The organism is Fictibacillus sp. 23RED33 (assembly GCF_015903925.1).
Lineage (GTDB): Bacteria > Bacillota > Bacilli > Bacillales > Fictibacillaceae > Fictibacillus > Fictibacillus phosphorivorans.
The window spans coordinates 209,299-231,022 of sequence record NZ_JACZDX010000002.1; the positions used below are offsets into that span (position 1 = coordinate 209,299).

16 protein-coding genes and 1 pseudogene are annotated in these 21,724 nt (G+C 37.4%); 14 read left to right on the forward strand and 3 right to left on the reverse strand.

Annotated features, from left to right (window positions below):
- The first annotated feature begins 11 nt into the window (after positions 1-11).
- The 7 genes from IHV09_RS09370 to IHV09_RS09400 all read left to right on the forward strand — a co-directional run bounded on the left by IHV09_RS09370 (position 12) and on the right by IHV09_RS09400 (position 8,265).
- Positions 12-551 (forward strand): MauE/DoxX family redox-associated membrane protein, encoded by a 540-nt coding sequence (locus tag IHV09_RS09370; protein WP_197264307.1) that lies wholly within the window; start codon positions 12-14, stop codon positions 549-551.
- Positions 548-1,084: a peroxiredoxin family protein gene (locus tag IHV09_RS09375; RefSeq protein ID WP_197264308.1), complete on the forward strand. Its 537-nt coding sequence runs from the start codon at positions 548-550 to the stop codon at positions 1,082-1,084. Before IHV09_RS09370 ends, IHV09_RS09375 begins: the two co-directional genes overlap by 4 nt.
- Before the next feature lie 15 nt (positions 1,085-1,099).
- Positions 1,100-2,038 (forward strand): ABC transporter permease subunit, encoded by a 939-nt coding sequence (locus IHV09_RS09380; RefSeq protein ID WP_197128787.1) that lies wholly within the window; start codon positions 1,100-1,102, stop codon positions 2,036-2,038.
- 62 nt (positions 2,039-2,100) lie between these two features.
- The gene (locus tag IHV09_RS09385) at positions 2,101-3,072 is read left to right on the forward strand and encodes an ABC transporter permease subunit (protein WP_197264309.1); all 972 of its coding nucleotides are present in this window, start codon (positions 2,101-2,103) and stop codon (positions 3,070-3,072) included.
- 128 nt (positions 3,073-3,200) lie between these two features.
- The gene (gene argH, locus IHV09_RS09390; protein WP_197264310.1) at positions 3,201-4,712 is read left to right on the forward strand and encodes an argininosuccinate lyase; all 1,512 of its coding nucleotides are present in this window, start codon (positions 3,201-3,203) and stop codon (positions 4,710-4,712) included.
- A 104-nt stretch (positions 4,713-4,816) separates the two neighbouring features.
- Positions 4,817-6,112 carry a peptidoglycan-binding protein gene (locus IHV09_RS09395; protein WP_197264311.1) on the forward strand — a complete coding sequence of 432 codons (1,296 nt, stop codon included), beginning with the start codon at positions 4,817-4,819 and terminating at the stop codon, positions 6,110-6,112.
- 137 nt (positions 6,113-6,249) lie between these two features.
- Complete coding sequence (locus IHV09_RS09400) at positions 6,250-8,265, forward strand: penicillin-binding transpeptidase domain-containing protein (RefSeq protein ID WP_231618238.1); 2,016 nt, start codon at positions 6,250-6,252, stop codon at positions 8,263-8,265.
- A gap of 257 nt (positions 8,266-8,522) precedes the next feature.
- Here the strand turns inward: IHV09_RS09400 and IHV09_RS09405 are convergent, their stop codons facing one another.
- Entirely contained in the window at positions 8,523-9,500 is a 978-nt protein-coding gene (locus tag IHV09_RS09405; RefSeq protein WP_197264313.1) for an NERD domain-containing protein, read from the reverse strand.
- Positions 9,501-9,649: 149 nt separating this feature from the next.
- On the opposite strand from IHV09_RS09405, the gene IHV09_RS09410 reads away from it, so the two are divergent.
- The 3 genes from IHV09_RS09410 to IHV09_RS09420 all read left to right on the forward strand — a co-directional run bounded on the left by IHV09_RS09410 (position 9,650) and on the right by IHV09_RS09420 (position 11,343).
- Positions 9,650-10,447, forward strand: coding sequence for an SGNH/GDSL hydrolase family protein (locus IHV09_RS09410; protein WP_197264314.1), 798 nt, complete (start codon positions 9,650-9,652; stop codon positions 10,445-10,447).
- Positions 10,448-10,557: 110 nt separating this feature from the next.
- A complete protein-coding gene (locus IHV09_RS09415; protein WP_197264315.1) occupies positions 10,558-11,049 on the forward strand; it encodes a VanZ family protein in 492 nt (163 codons plus the stop codon).
- Between the two features lie 51 nt (positions 11,050-11,100).
- Complete coding sequence (locus IHV09_RS09420) at positions 11,101-11,343, forward strand: DUF2584 family protein (protein WP_197221762.1); 243 nt, start codon at positions 11,101-11,103, stop codon at positions 11,341-11,343.
- A 6-nt stretch (positions 11,344-11,349) separates the two neighbouring features.
- Here IHV09_RS09420 and IHV09_RS09425 read toward each other — a convergent pair whose 3' ends face one another.
- Positions 11,350-12,069: a C39 family peptidase gene (locus tag IHV09_RS09425; protein ID WP_197264316.1), complete on the reverse strand. Its 720-nt coding sequence runs from the start codon at positions 12,067-12,069 to the stop codon at positions 11,350-11,352.
- Positions 12,070-12,181: 112 nt separating this feature from the next.
- Here IHV09_RS09425 and IHV09_RS09430 point away from each other — a divergent pair, with 112 nt between their 5' ends.
- The 3 genes and pseudogenes from IHV09_RS09430 to IHV09_RS09440 form a co-directional block, all read left to right on the forward strand.
- The gene (locus IHV09_RS09430; protein WP_197264317.1) at positions 12,182-13,516 is read left to right on the forward strand and encodes a S8 family peptidase; all 1,335 of its coding nucleotides are present in this window, start codon (positions 12,182-12,184) and stop codon (positions 13,514-13,516) included.
- A 426-nt stretch (positions 13,517-13,942) separates the two neighbouring features.
- Complete coding sequence (locus IHV09_RS09435; protein WP_197264318.1) at positions 13,943-16,795, forward strand: hypothetical protein; 2,853 nt, start codon at positions 13,943-13,945, stop codon at positions 16,793-16,795.
- A 692-nt stretch (positions 16,796-17,487) separates the two neighbouring features.
- A pseudogene (locus IHV09_RS09440) lies at positions 17,488-17,724 on the forward strand (Mu transposase domain-containing protein); the annotation flags it as partial.
- Positions 17,725-18,640: 916 nt separating this feature from the next.
- Here IHV09_RS09440 and IHV09_RS09445 read toward each other — a convergent pair.
- A complete protein-coding gene (locus IHV09_RS09445; protein ID WP_231618239.1) occupies positions 18,641-19,276 on the reverse strand; it encodes a response regulator transcription factor in 636 nt (211 codons plus the stop codon).
- Between the two features lie 1,044 nt (positions 19,277-20,320).
- On the opposite strand from IHV09_RS09445, the gene IHV09_RS09450 reads away from it, so the two are divergent.
- On the forward strand, positions 20,321-21,718 hold the full coding sequence (locus IHV09_RS09450) for an LTA synthase family protein (protein WP_197264319.1): 1,398 nt from the start codon (positions 20,321-20,323) through the stop codon (positions 21,716-21,718).
- The last annotated feature ends 6 nt before the right edge of the window (positions 21,719-21,724 follow it).

A 21,724-nucleotide genomic window follows, 5' to 3' on the forward strand; every position in this document is an offset into this window, starting at 1 on the left:
AGGGATTAATCATGATTCTACAAATGCAATATATGGTATTACTAGGTATTGTTTTTATTCTAAGTGGTACAGAAAAGCTAGCCAAGCAAGAGGAGCATAGAAGGTTACTGTTTAACTACCAAATTCTTTCAATGAAACAAATTAAACGGTTTTTGCCTGTACTTGCTAGTCTTGAAATTTTAATAGGTTTATTATTATTCTCTTTACAGCTATCTAAAGTAGCAATAGTAGGAGCAGTGGGTCTGATGCTGATTTTTACTGGTGCGATCGCTATCAATCTTTTTCGTGGAAGAAAAGACATATCTTGCGGATGCGGCGGCGTTATGGGGAATCACAAGATATCTTGGTGGTTAGTTGTTCGAAATGGTTGTATTTCCCTAGGATTTGTTCTTTGTTTACCTTTTGAGGAATCAATAAAATCTATTGGATTATATTATGGTGTTGCCTGCTTTAGTGCAATATTTATTATTCTATGTTCTCTAATAATAAAGAATCTATCAACAGTGCAAGGTGAAATAAATAGAATCATGGGAAAGGACTTGATTAGATGAGTTGGAATATATTATCACAAACCTTTTTATGGGTGATTGTCATCTGTCAATTTTTTGTTATTTTTTATTTAACTCGCATATTATCGCAGTTTTTAACAAGATTTAGGACTACTGGTCAAAAAGTAGAGGAAATGAGTCTTCAAGTGGGTACGAGTGCCCCTCTTTTCCGAGCTAAAGACAGTAGAGGAAATACGGTGAAAATTCATGACTATATAGGTAGAGATGTATTGTTGTTATTTAGCAACCCATCATGCTCCACTTGTGAAAGCCTCTTAGAAAAGGCATCTTCTCTTGAAGTACCAACATTCATTATTAGTCCCGAAAGATATAGCGATGAACGCATAAAACGATATCCTCAATTTATATTCTTATATGATCCAAATTTATTGGAAAATTACTACATACAAAAGGTTCCTACTTTAGTGGTCGTTGATCAGTATGGAAATGTTGCCACAATAGGTGGCGCTAATCAATTTGAGGAAATTCAAGATAGTATTAGAACTAGAGTAGATAAACAAGTCCAGATTGGTTAGTAATGGGGGAGAAACATGAAAGTCGTCAAACTTAGTGTGAATTTTTTGTTGCTGTGTATCAGTATTCTTATGGTAGGATCCATTCCATTTCTTATCTATGACATAGATAGGCAGCTCAAAGTACTTAAGATGATTGAGAATAACGAAATAGAAAACACCCTTTTTCTCTATGATTCTGTTCAATTTAATATTGGCAATTACTTTAATCATGTCAAAGAAATGCTAGGGAACATCTTTTCTATTCAAGACTTTCAATATTATAAATTCAAAGAATATTATCCTGTTTTTCCAGAACTGAACCAACTATATTTGATGTCGGTCAAATACTTAATAGCTGCCTTATGTATAGGGTTGATTTTGGCTATAACTTTAAGTTTCTTCATTATGCTTTTACCGACTACGCAAAGGGATAAAGTTAAGAAGGTATTATTTGTCGTTGAATCACTTCCAGATATTTTTATTATTTTCCTCTTACAGTTTTTAATCATTTGGTTTTATAAAAAAACAGATATTTTGTTGTTTCAGATCGTAAACGTATTAGGTAAGCCTGCATTTTTTCTTCCAGTACTTTGTTTGAGTATTCTTCCTTCTATTTATATTACAAAGTATTTATTGATTTCTTTAGAAGAAGAGGAAAAGCAATCCTATGTGGAAATGGCTAGAGGAAAAGGTTTATCCATGTATTACATCGTATTTGTGCATATATTTCGAAATGCAATATTCACTCTTCTATTTCATTTTAAGACAATCTTTTGGTTTTCACTCTCGAACCTTTTTGTTCTAGAAATAATATTTAATATTCACGGTATTATGACACACATCAAAACTTACGGAAGTATGAATCCCGACCTTGTAACGTTAAGTATATTATTAATATTTATTCCTTATTATTGTTTATTTCATTTGGCTTCTGCCGTTATTTCCAAAAAGATAAAAGGAGATATCAGTCTATGAGAAGACTATTAAAAGAGAAGTCTTTTATTTTTGGTTTTTTCTTTTTATCAACGATATTCGTCATGAGTTTTGTTTACACCTATGGAATAAAAGACCCAAATGATAAACCTCAGGCTGTTCTTTATAATGAGAATCAAGAGTTAGTGGCTCGAGCCCCGTTTCCTCCTTCTGAAGATTTCCTATTAGGCTCTGATAAAGAAGGGAAAGGTGTTCTTACAAACTTAATTGAAGGAGCAAAATATACGATTGGTCTAGCTATTCTATTGAGTTTATTTCGAATACTCCTTTCGTTTATTCTTGGCTACCTATTTTTTATCTTACCAAAAGTAGTAAAAGACAAAATTGAAATTCTGTGTGATGCTTACCATTATGCTCCTACTGCTATTTTTGCTTATTTAATACTCTCTCCAGCATTGATTGCGTTTTCTTGGTCTTATGATGATAAATCAAAATTTTATATCACTATCGGAGTTATTATCGCATTGGCAATACCCATTCTTTCTGTTTATCTCATGAGAGAAATTGAGAATATATTTAGAAAAGAATTTATTTCTAGTTCCAGACTGATTGGTGGTAGTTCGATTCATATTTTTTTGAAGCATGTTACACCTTTTCTCATCCCGAAAATCATTATTATGTTTGTTCAGCAAGTAGGACAAGTATTAACTCTGTTTGCCCATTTAGCACTCCTGGATATTTTTATTGGTGGTGGAAAACAAGTTATTATGGGAGTGGATTTAGAGGGTAACTTACTTATGGAGTCTTTCTCTCTATCATCTGAATGGGGTGGCTTGATTGGAAAGAGCTGGAACAGCTTTACGTCATATCCTTGGATGCTGTTTGGCCCTATACTAGCCTTTACTTTAACCATATTAGCTGTGAATTTTATGGCTTCAGGATTAATAAGGTGGAACCAAAGAGAGTATAATATGCCTTCTAACAAAAAAATCAATAGCTCACCTTCTGTATTGAATGTAACAAGTGAAAACGTATTTAGTTTTGATAAAGTGAAGTTAACAGAAAAAAGTGGATAACAGATTGAAGCGCCTAGAGGTAGTTCAAAATACTAAAGGCGCTTTTTTGTATATCTTTACATCTTCACCAATATTGTTCTCTAAAAATACACTATAAGAAATGCCATAAATCTGGAGGGGTGGGATAAATGCCATCCAAAGACGATTTTATCAAACAAGAAGGCACGGTGTTTCCCGGCAAAACATACGTGGAACACTTGCTGCGCCCCGTATTCAACGACCAAAGAGACTATTTATTTAAACATATGTTTAACATTCACCGCGCACATGTTGTGATGCTTGCGGAACAAAGGATATTAGAAAAAAGGGAAGCAACAGAAATTCTACGGGGAGTCGAAACCATAGGAAAAATCGACCCGCAAACATTAACCTACGACCCACAATTCGAAGATTTATTTTTCATGATCGAACACAAAATGAGTGAAGAAATCGGACCCGATCTTGCGGGCAGTATGCATATGGCACGAAGCCGAAACGACATGGGAATCGCCATGTACCGTCTTGTGCTCCGAGAACACATTCTCACACTCACAGAAAGCACGCTTTTACTCGCAACAGCCCTTTTAGAAAAAATCGAAGAACACGCCGAAACCATTATGACTGCCTATACGCACACCCAACCCGCACAACCAACAACTCTCGGACACTACTTAACCGCTGTGCTAGACATCCTTTTAAGAGATATCGAACGTCTGCAATCTGCTTACAAAACAGTAAACTGTTCCCCAATGGGAGCGGCAGCACTCTCCACAACGAGTTTTCCAATCGACCGTGATAGAGTTTGTGAACTGCTCGGTTTCTCGAAACTAATCGAGAATTCATACGATGCTGTAGCTGGTGCCGATTATCTGATAGAAACCGCGACTGCCGTGTTAACGTTGATGACGAATAGCGGACGTTGGATTCAGGACTTCCTTCAGCTCGTTACCCGTGAACATGGCATCATAAAAGTGGCAGATCCATACGTGCAGATTAGCTCAATCATGCCACAAAAACGAAATCCGGTTTCCATTGAGCATTCGCGGGCACTGGCGAGTTCGTCAGCAGGAGAAGCACTCGCGGCAATACACATGATCCACAACACACCATTTGGCGATATTGTGGATACAGAAGACGATCTTCAGCCACATTTATATAGAAGTTACGAAAATGCGAACCGAGTGATGCACCTCATGCATGCGGTCATTCGAACGATGGAAGTGAACAAAGAGCTAGCACTTGCTCGTGCGAAAACATCTTGTATCACGATTACAGAGCTTGCGGACTACTTAGCGAAAGAAAAAGGAGTGCCATTTCGCGCAGCTCACAAAATAGCGAGTACGATAGCGAAAAAGTGCTCATCGGAAAAGTTAGAGCTAAACGAGCTGCCACTTCAAACGGTTCAACAAATTTTGTCGACTCATCACCAACACCTGACTCTCACCCAAAATGAATGGGAAGACATCATTTGCCCTATTCAATTTGTGAAAAGGCGTAGTATTCAGGGTGGACCGAATCCGGATGAGGTGAGAAGGATGGCTAAAGAACGGCGTACTATGATAAATGATCTAGTAAAGGGTGTTGAGCAAAGGAAATCGACCCAAACTGTAGCAGAAAATAAATTACAATGTGCAATTCGTAGTCTAATAGAAAAAAATTAAAAAAAGCCAGCAGGCTTTTTTTTGTTTCCTGTCGAAAAGACAGTTAAATAAATATCCATAATTGCCGATATATGTCATAAACGGTATTTTTGAAGGAGGAGAACATGGAGAACACGGTTGTAAAACGGTTAGTGATGACTTCTGCGTTTGCTGGTGCATTTTTTGCTGTTCCTCTCGTTGGTGAAGCTACCTTAGGTGATAACACACTGAAACCGGGGACAACGCATGCTGATGTTCAGCAACTGCAATCCATTTTAAAGCAAAAAGGGTACTTTAAAGATTCACAAACAACAACGTACTTTGGACCGGTTACAAAAAAGGCAGTTATGGATTTTCAACGAGCAAACGGACTCGTGGTGGATGGGATCGTAGGGAAGAATACGTATAGTAAGCTGTTGCAGAAGTCTTTTCAAGATACGGCACCGAAACCTGCACCAAAGCCGATAATAGCAAAGCCATCGGCCACAACACCAGTGGCTAACACTTCTACAAAAGAAATGAAGCTGTATTCCACAGGACAAGCTGTTATGAAGCTTCAACAAGATCTTAAGTTCCTTGGTTTTTTTACATATTATAAAACGACCGATTATTATGGAACGATCACAACAGAAGCGGTGCGTAAATTTCAGATCAGTCAAAAATTAAAAGCTACAGGTGTGGCTGATGCGAAAACGCAAGAGCTGATCAGAAAGGCAGTTGCGGCTAAAAAAGCAACAGCAGCTCCACCTAAGCCAAAACCAACGCCGGCTCCATCCAAACCGGCGACACCACCAGCTTCTAAGCCCCAGCCAACTTCTAAGGACTTGAAGTTTGGCACAACAGGACCGGAAGTAAAACACCTGCAAACGCGCCTGAAAAATCTAGGTTTCTTTACATACCCGATAATCACGGACTATTTTGGGACAGTAACAGAAGATAGTGTTGAAGCGTTTCAAAAGGCACAAGGCCTACCTGTGACAGGAGTCGTAACTCAATCGGTTTTGGATAAGATGACTGAAGTAGAGAACAAGAAGCCAGAAACGGTCAAAACACCGAACGAAGTTACGATCAACGTAATCGCGAACGCGGCAGAACTTATGGGAACGCCATACGTTTGGGCAGGAACGACTCCGAGCGGGTTTGACTGCAGTGGATTTATTCAATATGTGTTTGCAAAAGAAGATGTTGCGCTTCCAAGGACAGTTGCTCAGATGTGGAACGCAACAACAGCTGTTTCTAAGCCAGCTGTTGGTGATCTCGTGTTTTTTGAAACATATGCCACTGGTCCATCTCACCTTGGCATCTATTTAGGAAATGATCAGTTCGTTCACAGCGGATCGAGCACGGGCGTGACGATCAGCAATCTTACTTATAAGTATTGGCAAGACCGATATCTCGGTTCTAAGCGTATTAATTACTAATAATCTATCACCTTGTGCGTATCGTTATCTATGCGCGCAAGGTGATTTTTTTATCATAGAGTTATCACACATTTATTACCATACATTCTGCTATAATGATTAAACAACTGTTTAATGGTAGGGAAAGGAGTTCTGTTTTGAAGAATTTTTATAGAATCCTCGTATTGGTAGCACTTTGTTTTGTCTTTTTGACGGCGTGTTCTGAACCGCCAAAGCCAGAATCAACGGTGGATAAGTATATGGCCGCTTGGCAAAAACAAGATTTTAAGAGTATGTATGACATGCTAGATTCAAAGTCTAAGAAAGCCATCTCAAAAAAAGAATTCGTAGATCGTTATACTACGATTTATGGTGGAATTGAAGCTGCAGATCTTAAGGTGAAAGCTTCAGGGAAAGTGAAACAAAACGAGAAACAAGAAGAAAAAGCTGAAACATCGTATTCCGTAAAAATGAACACACTTGCGGGTCCAGTGGACTACACGCATAACATAAAACTGAACCTAGAAGAAAAAGAAGATACAGAGAGTTGGAGAATTGAGTGGAATCCGTCACACATCTTTCCTCAGATGAAGGAAGGAGATAAGATCTCGGCTTCATCCATCGCACCAAAACGTGGAGCGATTTTAGACCGTGAAGGAAATCCGCTAGCGGTTAACGGCACAGCTTATGAGGTGTCGATTGTTCCTCAAGAACTGCCGGAAGACCAAAGCAAAACGATTGTCCCACTCGCAAAAATCTTAGGCATGACGCCAGAAGAGGTCCAAAAAAAACTGGATCAGCCTTGGGTTAAGCCTGAATATAGCGTTCCAATTAAGAAGATGCAGACCGATAACCCAGATATTCAAAAGGCCGTCGCGCTAGAAGGTGTGCAGTCGCCAAAAGCCGAAACAAGATTGTACCCGCTAGGAGAAGCGGCAGCTCATCTAACAGGTTACATCGCACAAGTAAACGCTGATGACCTGAAGAAGTTAGAAGGTAAAGGATATACCGCGCAAGATTTTGTCGGTAAAGCCGGACTCGAGAAGTTGTACGAAGAACAGCTTCGCGGTCAAGCGGGCGGAGTCATAAAAGTACTTACGAGTGAAAAAGAAGAAAAAGCGGTTGTCGCTGAGAATGAGGTCGTTAACGGAAAAGACGTGAAAACGACGATTGATAGCGGCGTGCAGAAGTCTATCTATGCTCAACTTCAAGGGGATGTAGGAACATCATCTGCCATCCACCCAACAACGGGAGAAGTGCTCGCACTCGTGAACAGTCCAGCTTATAACCCGAATGAGTATACGCTCGGAATGACCGAAGCAGTAAGTAAAAAATGGCGGGATAACCCGAAAAATCCTTCGCTAAACCGTTTCGTATATACGTATGCACCAGGTTCAGTATTGAAACCGATAACGGCTGCAATCGGGATGGAGAACGGAACACTTAATCCGAGCGATGTGATGAACGTGAGCGGTAAGTCGTGGCAAAAAGATAAATCGTGGGGTAAATATACGGTTACCCGTGTTAGTGCTGTTCCAAATGTGAACCTGGAAAAGGCACTGATCTACTCAGATAATATTTATTTTGCACAAGCTGCGCTTAAGATCGGGCAAGAGCCGTTCGTAAACGGTTTGAAAAAGTTTGGGTTTGGCGAAGATCTGCCACTCGCGAATCCTTCTACAATAGGCGAAGAGGGAATGACCGAAGTACAGCTGGCTGATAGCGGGTATGGACAAGGTAAGGTTGAAATGAGTCCGCTTCACCTCGGAATTTCGTATACACCATTTTTGAATAACGGTAATCTTTTAAAACCGCAGATTCTTCAAGATGAAGCAGGAGGTCAACCGACTGTATTGAAGGAGAATGTGATATCCGAAGAAACAGCAGCGATTCTTCGTGATGATATGTCGAAAGTGGTCTCGAACCCAGCTGGAACGGCGCATGACGCCTACATGGCGAAGCTGCCGCTTGCCGGCAAAACAGGAACGGCAGAACTGAAAGCCAGTAAAGAAGATAAAAACGGTATGGAGTTAGGCTGGTTTGTAGCATATAACACCCAGAATCCGTCCCTTCTCGTTACGATGATGATTGAAGATGTGAAGGGAAGAGGCGGGAGTCACTATTTGGTGCCAAAGGTGAAGAAAGTTTTCCAAGATTATCAACCGAAATCATAGATTGAAAGAAGCCCCTTGCTAAGCAAGGAGCTTTTTTTATACTGATCCAATTCTTATAGAAGTCTATGAGTCGTTAAGCGAGTTCTATGAGTCAAAATCACCATCCTATGAGTCGTAATCAGGGGTCTATGGGTCAAAATGGACGTCCTATGAGTCTAACCAAATTCTATGAGTCAAAACTGACCTTCTATGGGTCAAACTCCAACCTATATGGGTCAAACTAGATTCCATCATCGCATCTCATCACCCCACTCCCCTTAATCTCTCCAATCATCAAAATCCAAATGATACTTTCTATGACGCAATTCTCCAGACGTCGGTAAGTCCATGCTTAAAAGTAATTTCTTAGCTATCGTCCGTGATTCCAACTGAATAAAGTCACGAAACTGACTATTCGTAATCGTGGAACCAAACAGAAGAGAATAATCCTTCAATGCCTGAATGTGTGCTGATCTTGAGTAACACTTACACGAAGGACAGAACCACTTTCTTTTATTCCTGACCATTGGAATTAAACCGCAACTAGGACAGGCTACGCCCTTCACGATGTCATCTTGGGAAATTTGATATTTTTGCAGCAGGTTTGGGGTGGGGGAGGTGTGAGCTTTTAAAAGCGCCTTAGAAAGCTTACGTAAATCCTTCATCGAGAGCCGTTCCACTGTATGCTTCTGGTCAAAATAACGAATCTTTTCTGGAAGATTAATTTTGTGAGAAATCCATTTGTAAACTTCCGAGCGGCCAGGGGATACTTTGATTTGTGTTTGAGGGTTGCTAATGACAACAACAGCTTCAACAGGGATCTCCGAAAAATGATGACTCTTAAGCCAGTCCATTAAACAATAACGCTGCCTTTTCAACTGCGAAATAGGATCTGCGAATGTTTCTTCTAATCCGTTGTAAGTTCTAATCAGCTGAAATAAGTCTTGATCAAAATAGAGTTTCCCTGAGAAATTCTTAACTTCAATAATGAAAAAGTAATACGGAGTTAGGATTAGGATATCGAGTTGGAAATAAGAGTCGTTATGAGGAATACGGAGGTTATGGAAGAACAGATACTCTTTTTGAGGTAAGTCCTTCAGGTGAAAATCGATGGATTGTTCGCCTTTATGTCCTGATAAATACTTAGCGAGTTCATCTTCCAAGTAAGTACTTAGAGGATAGTGAAGCGGCAGTCGGGTTAAAAGCAATTGTAAACCGGAAACAACAACTGGTGTACGACGCTCTTTTATAATCATTTCATTGAATCACTCTCCTTTATATACATTCGAATTCTAGGAATAAACGAATATCCCTGCACCAAGAGTCTACATTTTTCAACAATTTTCTTGTAATAGAAAAATTTTCCCTTTATTATAATAATAGATTATATAAGGGGTTGGGGCGGTTGAAGAAACGTCGGTTTCTATCAGTGTTTGTTATGATTGCATGTCTTTCGAGTGTAATTGGCGGACACTTCTACTACAATAACAAATTAGAACAAACAGCATATGCAGCAAAAAAAGAGCTTGGCATAACACAAGCAAAGGATGTAACAAAGGAAGTTGCAACGAAAGAACCTAATAAAGCTACAACTGAACACTTTGCGAAAGCACCAAAAGATGTAGCGAATTTATACAAACAAAAAAAGGAAGCTGGCGAGCCTTTAGTTTTTCATCTCATCGGTTCAGCCAGCACATCTACTGAAGAAGGAACGTGGGCAAAACTTTTCACAGATGAAATGACTAAAGTGTATGGTAAAGATGTGATCGTTCAGACCACTTCCATAGGTGAGATGACGAGTCTTGATCTGCAGGAAAATGTACTATACGAAGAACTTACTAAAAAACAAGCTGACATCGTATTGATTGAGCCACCACTATTAAGCGATAACGATGGAGTAAGCATGGGTGATTCACTTTTTGTATTAAATAAATTAATCGCTGATATTAAAGAGACTAATCCAGAAGTCATTACATTGATACAGCCATCGAATCCGATCAGTAAACCTGTGAAGTACGCTGAACAAGTTGAAGCTCTTGAAGCGTTTGCGACAGATAAGGCAATCACGTATTTAAATAACTGGACAGCTTGGCCAAGTGTTGATTCGGAAGACATTAAGAAGTTTTATGATTCAGAAACACTTCTCCCGAACGAAGAAGGGCACAAACTATGGGCTGAATATATGATTGCTCTCTTTAAATAAAACATGCAAACCTGCTGACAATGATGTCGGCAGGTTTTTCTTTGAACGGATTGGTTTCAAAAGACCCACATGCTATAATTTTTGCATGTATGAGGGAGATAGGTGATTTTTTGAAAAAGTTTATTATATATTGGTTACCTGTACTGGTATGGGCGGGTATGATCTTTTTTGCGAGTTCGCAACCTTATGAAAAACAGGATCTGCGTCCGACGATTTCAGACTTTCTAAACTTGGATTTTGTAGAATCTTTATTTTCTACTACCGTTTTTAACTATGCTGGAGAAGAAATAAGTATAGAAAGCATGGGGCCGGCCCATTTTATAGAGTTCTTTATCCGAAAAGGAGCACATTTTAGTGTGTATCTTGGACTAGGTTTTCTATTATATCGTGCTGTCGCCATACATTTAAACAATCGTTTAACAATGTTTTTGCTCTCCTGGATCTTAACTATTGCTTATGCTATTTCTGACGAGATTCACCAGGGGTTTACACCTAACCGTACACCATTGATGGAAGATGTCATGATTGATACAGTCGGTGGACTTGTTGGAATTTCACTAGCTTTGTTTTTTTATAGAAATATTCGTCGAAAAAGAATCTAGTCATCAGTACGAGTGATACAATAGAAAAAAAGAGAGAAAGAAGGTGAGCGTATGCAGATGCCAATCACGATGCATACGAATTTGGTCACACTAGGCCAAGAAAAACGTCTAGACGGTAATGTGTTTCAACTGATCCTTCAAGGCTATCAACTTTTTATCTTAGATCATCCATTTACGCTAAGTAAAAATGAAAACAGCTCTCCTGTTGGGAAAGCTGTTGTGAAAGAGCTGACGTGGAAAGAAGGCTCTACTTATCTTGTTTATGAATTAATAGATTTACATGGTGTTAACTAGCTAAGATTACTTATACGTAATTGCCTGTGACCCCATTTGTTCCCATGCCGCTTTAAAGTCTTGAAGCGGCATTTTTCGACTCTTCTTTTCGTAAAGTGGATCGTTAAAATAAACAAAATCTTCATCAAATCCCGTGATTACAACTGAATGCTCTTTCCAAGTGATCTGTACTTCGCCTGTAGGGGTATTCCACGTTCGGAACTCACTTTTAGGTAGCTTTTTAAAATCCGAGTTAATGATGATCCAAACAGGTTTTCCTGTTTTCACTTTATTCAGTACATCTGAGAATGCATCACCACTCATATTTACAATGCGTCCTGGCAGATAAGATTCAGCTAATTCAGCTACAGGACCGTTGTAAACGCCATATCCCATATTACTAAATGAATAAATATCACCTACAAAACCATCATTCGGATTTCCATAATAGTAGGTGCCGTTTTTGTTCTTATAGGGAGTGGTTACTTTTTTAATCTCTTTGGCCAGTTGCATCTTATCCACTTCTACACCTGCGTGTTGAAGCATCATGGCGAGAGAGGTTACCTCACAGCCTCGATCAAGCTCAGGTTTTTGAAGAATGAGAGGAACATCCAAAGGCAATTTTACGATGTTATCCTTCCGTGTCTCTTTCTGAGTACGCTCAGGTGACGTTTCTTCAGTAAAAGCAGATAAAGCAACACCACAGAGAAACGCGAGAATGAGTAAGAAGATACTTTTCCTTTTCATGAAATCCTCCAATTGTGATTTCTTTCTACCCTTTACTATACCTTGTATTTAAGCATTAATCCTATCATGAATTTAACAATTAGCCGATAATCAATAAAAGGGGGCAAATCATATGCGCACATTCTTATCATTCATCTTAGTTTTCCTGTTCTCTCTAACTATTCAACAAAGCGAAATTCAAGCTGAAACGAACGACAACTATATTCTACACACAACATCTGTTGAACAGCAGCAACTATTACAGAAGGAACTAAATAATCTTTCTATAAACATAAAGGAATCTTTCTCAATTAAAGAGCATACGTTTACAATTGTGCGCACGAATCAATTAGAAGTGATACATCAGTTCATACAAGAGAAAGTTATTGAAGATGCAGAAATAAACCAGAAAGTGCAAAACCAAGTACTAACAAAAGCGCCTTCTTACCAACCATTACCTTGGGGCATTACTTACACGCAGGCGGATCAACTGTTTGGAGTAGGAACGCAACGAAAGATTGCTATCTTAGACACGGGAATTGCCTATAACGATGACATCAATTCCAGTGTTGCCAAAAAAGCGACTTTCATAAATGGTTCAAAGGTAGAAGGGCAGGCCATTGACGACGATGCCAAGTTTCATGGAACGCATGTTGCAGGGATAATCGCAGCGAAACATGACACAAAAGGTACCGTAGGGGTTGATCCATCGGCAAGGCTATATATCGCAAAGGTATTGAACAAGAATGGCATTGGTTATGTATCTGATATTTTTAAAGGATTAAAATGGGCCATGAACGAAAAAGTTGACGTCGTTAACATGAGTCTAGGTATGACAGAGAAATCGGATCTATTTGAAACGGTATTAAAAGAAGCTTATGACAGCGGTGTGATTGTTGTGGCATCTGCTGGTAATAACAGTGGAGCTGTTCAATATCCGGCAAGTTCGGCATATACGATTGCAGTTGGTGCACATGATGAGAGTGGGCGAATGCCATCGTGGAGTTCTTTCGGTCCAGAGGTGGACGTACTCGCTCCTGGGGTATCCATCTACTCTACACTAGGAAACAACCAATATGGCAATCTAAGTGGAACATCCATGGCGACACCTTATGTAACAGGTACTATATCTAAAATGTTGAACAAATACGAAGGAAATCGCACATCCGCTCGAGTAAATTGGGTAAAAAAGAGACTACAAAAATCATCTTCCTTCTATATAAAAGCAGATGGAACGACGACTTCGCATGCAGGTAGATTAAATACGAAGAGAAGTTATGATGGTTCGTCTTACATGGCACATACCATTTCCGTAAAAAACAGTAATGGATCCATACGCATTTTAAGCATCTATGATGTAAATGAGATTAAAAAGATTTCACCCAGAAATATTTTATTAACTTCACTCGACCGTGTCGAAAAATATCAGTTAAAGAAAATATGGAACGACAAATGGTTGAAGAAATAAATTTTTATAGGAATTTAGTAGGGAAAGTTTTATCTTTCTCTTTTTTTTTGAGAAAAATAAAAAAAGTTGTTAAAAACAGTAAAAGTTTTCCTGAGGAGTCCGATATTATGTATGTTGATAGAATACTAGAATAATGATTAGGAAAAAAGAACTATATTACAATATTAACCATTGTTACAAAAAGTTACTTATTTTTTACAAAAAAAGCTAGTATTTTATCAGAAATTGTTATATTATATGAAATGTAGCCCAAAAACTACAAAAACTTCCATGGTAAAAAGTATAATAGTTTACAAGAGATGGAATAAAAGGTATTATTTTGGGGTACGAGTGAATTTGGGAAAATTAGGGCTGGTTGAAAGTGTAGGTGTTTTGAACCAGGCTAATTTTAATAAAAACCTACATATCGAGAGGGGAAATTTATCAATGAGTAAGAAAGCATTTAAAGTCGCTTCTGCTGCTGCAGTAGCTGCAAGTGCATTCGTAGCAGTTAACCCTGCTCAAGCTGCTACAGCTGCTGAAGCGGAAGTACTAGTAAAGAAAGCAGAAAGCCTTGGAGGAACTCTTAAGTGGGCTATTTCTGTAGAAGGATCTTGGGATGGGCACAGCAATCCTGACATGAAGCTTTTCAACGATACAAAAGCTGCTCATGCTAAAGCAGTAGTTGCAGTATCAACACTAAAAGGTGCGCAAAAAACAGCTTTAGAAGCACGTTTAAATGACAAAGTTAAATTGTACGTAGATCGTGCAGTAACTTTAATTGATGCTGTATCTGCTGGAATGAAAATTGAAGAGAAAAAAGAAGTTCTTGAATCTAAACTAGAAACTGAAAAAGTTGATCAATCAACTGTAGATGCTTACCATAATCTTTCTAAAGAACTACGTAAGCAAGAAGTTCTTTTAAACCGTGTTTATGGTCAATCTTCACGAGAATATATTCGTGAGTATTATCAAGATTCAGCAGAAAAAGTTCTTAAAGATGCTCTATATCCGGTAAGTGTATATGTAGAACTAGAACGATTAGATGCTGCAATCACAGCTAAAAACGAAACAGAAGCTAACAAACGATACGATAATATTGCTACTTGGTTACCACTAGTTGCTAATGCAACAATGAAGTCTGACCTAACTGCAAAATTCGAATCAAAGAAATCGGCTTATGAAGCGTTAAAAACTCCAAAGGTTGATTCCGTTAAAGCTATTAACGCTACACAAGTAGAAGTTAAATTCAACAAAGTTCTTGACGGTTCTGACTTCGACACTCAAGTTGAAGCTGCTGGTATCTTCAAACTTACTAATGAAACTGTTGTATCTGCAGACTTAGCTGCTGATGGAAAAACTGTTACTGTAACTTTCAATGGATCAGTTGAAGATACTGACGATGAGTTCATCGTTGAGCCTGTAATGACTACAGCTAAAGATGCTAACAACCAACCAGTTCGTACTCTTAAGCACGTTCAAGTATTCACTTATACTGATACTACAAAAGCTGAACTAGTTTCTGTAACTTCAAAATCAAAATCTAATACTGCTACATCTGTTACAGTTGTTGCTTCAGAGCCTATTAATTTCGCAGTTGCAAAACTTAATGGTTCTTATGTAAACATCAACTTTGGTGGAACAGACACAGCTACAATTACTGGATTAAACTTAGATGCAACTAAAGAACACACTCTTGAGTTGATCAATCTAACTGATAAAGCTTCTAATCCAAACGTAACTGTGTCAACTTCTAAGAAGTTTAACGTAACTGTAGATGCTTCAGCTCCAGTTGTTTCTTCTGTAACCACTGCAAGTGAAAAAGAAATTCTTTTAACTTTCAGCAAGCGCATGGATGAAGCTACTCTTGAAGCTGCATTCGCTACTGGATTAGGATCAGGTCTTGTTAAAGATGAAACTCTTTCTAACCTGCAATTAGGTACTTATGCTGGTGGAACAGGTTATGTGAAGGAAGTTGCTGGTTCTAATGGAACTCAGTTTAAAGTGAGTGTATCGGCATCACTATTCTCAAACAAAACTTCTCGTAACTTAACAGTTTTATTACCTGATACAATCACTGATTCTTTAGGTAACAAACTTTCAGTTACAACTCAATCAATTACACTTACTAAAGATACTACTAAGCCTGTAGCAACTGGATACAGACTAGTTAAAGATGCACAAGGAAACGTAACTCATGTTGAAGTTGACTTTAGTGAAGGTTTAACAGCGGCTACTCCTGCGCTTCCAACAATTGTTAATGAAAATGGAGTTGCAGTACCTGCTGCATCATTCCTTGGCGGATTAACAGCTCAAGCAACTACAGCTGGTGATACAAAAGTAGTTTATGCTGCTACTTCACCTGCAAAAGTCGCTGGTAAATTTGCATTCTCATTCGGTTCTAGTTTAGTTTCTGACTTAGCTGAAACTGCAAATAGATCTGATGCATTTAACTACACAATTGACTTTGGAACAAGCACTGCTACATTCAACTTAACTTCTGCAGCTGCTACTTCTCCAACAAGTAACCAAATCGCTGTTAACTTTGGAACAGCTGTTCGTGGTGGAGCTGTATCTAACTCTGCTACAGATCTCAACAGTTATACATTAGCTGGAAGACCACTTCCTGCAGGTACTACAATTACACTGAATGCTGCACAAACAGTAGCAACAATTGTATTACCAGCTGGTTCAATTACTACAACTGATGCAACTGCTGTATTCACAGTAGCAAACGTTGACTCTTTAACGGGTGCTAAGCTAAACGCGTACAATGGCACTGTAGCTATCAGTGACAACGTTAAGCCAGTATTAAATTCTGGATCATTAACAGCTGACAACAAACTAGCTGTTGGATTTAGCGAAACTGTTTCATCTCTTACAATTGGTGACCTAGTTATTAAAATCAATGGATCAACTGTTGCACAAACTGGTACATCTGCACTTACTGTAACTGCTGGTGCAGGTTCCGATACTGGTAAATATCTTGTGAATCTTGATGACCTTGTAATCCAAGGTAATGCTGCAGTTATGGGTGCTGGTCCAGATACTATTCTAGGAACAGCTGATGATGTAGTTACTACAGCAGCAACAGAAACGTTTGTAGATATTAATAACAATGGTACTTTTGAATCTGGAACAGACGTTAAGATTGGTGATGGTCCAGTATCAAGCTTTAAGTTCTCTTCTTCAGCTTTAATTTCTGGAGTAACTGTTTCTACTTTAGCTACAGGTCCTTCTGCAGCTCAAGATGCTGCAACTAACAAGCTTGTAAACGGTACAGTAATAACTGTTAAGTAATAACGATTGTACTTGAATTATTAAAAAGAAAGGATATGCTGAATTAAGGATTCTAATCGATCTTAATTTAGCACTCCTTTTCATAGAAAAGGAACCACTTGATGACTACAATGTCATTCTGTGGCTCTTTTTTTATAAGACTAGTATTATAGGCAAATATTTTTTTTATTCCATGAATAATTTTAATTATCCTTGCTCAAAACTAACATACGAGCCAACCCTCATTGGGTAGGTTTCGTATGTTTTTTGTTTTTCTTTAAATAAATCTCTTAGAAAGGTGGGATGTGTACAAGCTATTACGATACTTACATTATGCTCAGGGAGTGGTCTTCCTAGATGCAGCAAAAAAGAAAAGCTAACAATGGTGTTGCAATTTAATTAATATCGCATAGGGATAGTTCAATTAAAAAAGTACATAGTATCACAGAAATATATAAATCTGTCTCTATATCCTTCTTAATGTAAACCTATCATGCGCAAAAACTAGGATGTTTATACAACACTGCACAACTAGTTTTTAATTTGCTTTAAATCACTGAAAACAACGGTGGTAAAATCCCTAATAACAGCGGTGTGAAATTCTACATAATATCGGATAATTATCTCAAAAACAACTTGGAGTGTAGAGAGATGTGATCAAGGATGGGGAATTTTTTATGATTAAAGAGTATTATATAAAAGGTTGGACTCATAAACATTTATTACATTGGAATACGAGACCCTTATTCCCAATAAGTAAATGGAAGGTTACTTACGTACCAGAAAGCAGCATGATTTCTTATAATGATCCAAACTATTCGGTTCCTTATCGTTATAAAGGCATGGAAGTAAGGTTAAAGGAAGCACTTAATCATCATTTAGAGATCTATTTTAATCTAGAGTGCATCGCTACTCATCCAATTATTTCTGGGATTAATAAATCATTTACGACATTTAAATCACCTTATTATTAATTTCATAACGAAAACGCTACATTTCATACATCCTCAAGAGGGCGGTTTCACAAAATGAAAAGGTATGCAGGATAGGCAAAACTTCGGGTTTGGTTGATTATTCAGCGAGTATCCCAAAATAGGATGTATTATGCTACAACAGATAGAAAACTTAAACCGTACAATGCATATTGTTGATAGGAAAAATTCTAAACTGGAGGATGGGAATTCTTATTGTCCTCCCCTTTTTGCTATAAGTTTAAAAATGAATATTTGGTGGATGAAAAAAGGCGAAATTGGTTTCATATATTTTTAAGGAGATTTTGAATGGTCAAAAATTTCTGGATGAACATTGACTTTTAATTGCACTTATCGGTTTATGGAATAATGGTTTTTTTATTCTTGCTTCGCTGTTCTTATTAATTGCTAGTATTATGGCTTTACGTTATAAGTAACAAACTTTAACATATTTAAGTGTATGAAATAGAGGGGGAGTTTGCCTCTATTTTAACTATCTATTTTTTATAAGGTACTCTTAAAAAACTTAGAATTTGCATACTGTACAAACCTGTTTATGATGCATTTTATAGGCTCATTATTGAATTGTTTTGCAATATCAGAGTAGGTGGAAGTTGTTACCCCTCCAATTACGGAGAACTAACAAAAAAATTGTTCTGTTTTAAAGGGATCTTTACATTTCAATATTTTATTGGCCATAACTAAAATTGTTATTTTTGAATTAATTAAATTGCATTTTAATTTAGTAATAGAATTAGTTCTCAAGAAAATGCATAACCAACCGATATAATGAGATGTAGAGAGAATACTAAACGATCTACAATTAATCTAAACACATCCACTTAAGAGCAAGTGCATTACTAATGTGCTTGCTCTTAAGCATTATTAGTTTAATTTATGTTTGTACCCAACGATTTTTTATCGCGATCAGGACCGCGGAAGTGCGATCTGGGACATCTAGTTTACGAAGAATAGCACTTACATGATTCTTAACCGTACTCTCTGTTAGAAACAGTTGATCTGATATTTTTTTGTTATTTAAGCCTTTTGCTAAATATTGTAGAACTTCCCATTCTCGGGCTGATAATGAGGAATCTTTAGCTTGTTTGAGTTCTCGGTTCTCTAAAAGGTACAAAGTAAATAAATAAGTTGAAAGTTGAGGATGCAAATAAGGCTTATTAGCAGCTATATGATTTAAGCCTACAACTATTTCTGAATGACCAATCTCCTTATTAAAATAACCTATAAATTTCTTTAATAGAAAAGATTGTATTTCTTTTTCGTTATTTGAACCTATCCATATTACTATTTTAACTCCTTTTTTTTGCAAAGATTTTAATATCTTTAATACACTTTCAATTGGACTTTCCATATACACGATAAGAATATCTTGCTTATTAAATGAATGTGTAGAACATTCATTTAAAGTTGTATAACTAGAAAATTTTAATGAAGGAAAATTTGTTTTTACAAGCATATGCATTTCGTTCCTTATTACAGGTAAAGCATTAACCAAAAATATACTTTTCAACAATTAAACCCCATTTATGTTATATATTTAAACTCATGTTTATTAGATTATAATAAAAAACTGATTACTACAACCTGAAATTTTATTATGATAATTCGGAAAATAACTTAGTAAATATAGAGTGGTATGCAGTAATAACTAAACTTTAACTATAAATGACAGATTTCACCTTGTTAGTACTCTGCTTTTAGGTATCCAAAATCCTTATTATAATAATAGAACGGTTTTGTCAGATAATATGTTTCTTAAAGGGCGTTACCTATCGCTTATTATTTGATTATTTGATTATTTGATTATTTGATTCCTTTGTAGCAGAAAACAATTGTCATTATCGCTGATCAAAGGTTCTAAGCTGCAAAACTAGGAAAAAAGTCTTCTTGTAGTACAAGAAGACTTTTTTATCTTATTAATGAATTTTGACACTCGTAATAGTATGGGTTTGCATTTGGTAAAATCATAAATTCCTGTATTTAAATCTTGAGCCAAAAACGATAGGAAATTAGTAGCTTCATGTCGAAATGAGTTAAATGGTTAGATAGAAAGTGAGTTGATATGCGTGAATATTTGTAAAAATAGAAATCTCATTTTTTTAGCAACAATCTCTACTATTATTATGATCGGTTCTTCTTGGAAAAGCATATATTTTTCTCAAGTGTTAGTGAACGTTCACCATACAAAAGGATTGTTGATCTCGAGTTTTGGGTTATTATTGATTGTAATAAGTCCATTGCTCTATAGAATAACGAAAATTACGTATCTCATTTCTTTCATAATTTATTTCTTCGTATCGTTCTTACTTTATGCCGACGTGGTTTATCAACGCTATTATCATTCTTTATTATCCATTGAATTGTTTAAACAAGCCACGCAACTTGGTGAAGTGAATGACTCAGTTACAAGTTTGATGAGAATAACGGACATTCTTTACTTTATTGACGTTCTTTTACTTGTTGTGATTTTTTCTACCCATTACATCAAACATCAAAAAAGTTCCGTGCACGCTTCGGTATTTCACTCGGTGTTGCTTTAGTAGGAATTCTGATCATGAAATCCATTTACACCTACTTAATTCATCCTGATTTCACACCAGCTTACAAAGCATCGCGAGTCGGAATTGTTGGTATGCATTTAGGCGAAACCTTTCATTATTACAGACAGCAAGCTCAAGCGGCTGAAGTATTTAATCAGGAAGAGAACATCGATCAACTTCAACAAATCAAAAAAGAGCTCCAGAAGCGACAGGATTTACAGAAGAAATCGCCATACTTTGGAGATGCAAAGGGCAGTAACCTTATTATGATTCAAGCGGAGTCTCTAAATGATTATGTAATTAATCTCGTTGTTAATAATCAAGAAGTAACACCGCACTTGAACGCCTTTGTTAAGGAAAGCAGTTATTATCCGAACATTTATCTACAAATCGGTAAAGGTAATACATCTGACGCGGAATTTGTTTCTAACAACTCATTGTATCCTAGCGAAAACGAAGCCGCGTATTTTGCTTATGAGAAGACAACCTTACAATCATTAGCCCAAATTTTAAAGAAGGAAGGCTATCAGACGAGTGCTGTTCATGGCAATGATCCAAAGTTTTGGAATCGACTGAATGCTTATCCCGCTCAAGGATATGATGAATTTTATAGCATCGAACATCCTGACATTGATTCAAGTAAGCAATTGGGTCTTGGGATTTCAGATAAAAGTATGTTTGATCAAATGATTCCAATTTGGAAAAAGCAATCCGAGAAAGGTCCTTTTTACGGATTCTTCATTACGCTAAGCAACCATAGACCGTTCAAACTACCTAAGGAAGAGCAACTTCTAGACCTCCCACAAGACCTGGTGAACACTCAAGTAGGCGATTATTTACAAAATGTTCGTTACGCTGACGAAGCGTTTGGTAAGTTCATAGCTGACCTAAAGGAAGAAGGTTTATATGATCAAACAGTTATAGCCTTTTACGGTGATCATTACGGACTTCTTCAAAGTGAGTCAGCTCTAATGAAGAAAACCATTAATATTCGAAATACGCAAAAAGAGATGTTTAATATTCCACTCGTTATTCATAGACCAACGCAATCCGAAGGCGAAGTGAACAAAATCATTGGAAGCCAGATGGATATTGCTCCAACCCTTACTTCACTGTTCGGCATTGAGCAACCTCTCTATCAGATTGGTTATGATCTGAACGTGAAGAAAGAAGGCTATGTTGGTTTTAGACATGAAACCACTCCCTATACGTTCTTTTCTGCAGATTATGATTTTAGAATGTCGCCAGATGGGGTTTTTGAGAACGGAATTTGTGCCTCTACCTCAACCGGCACAAAAGTAGATGTGAGTAACTGCAAAGCCTATTATGATCGAGTGAGACATGAGGCTGAAATATCAGACTTTCTGCTTCAAAATAACGCAATTGAACGACTTTTAAATGAAGCAAAATAACTCTTG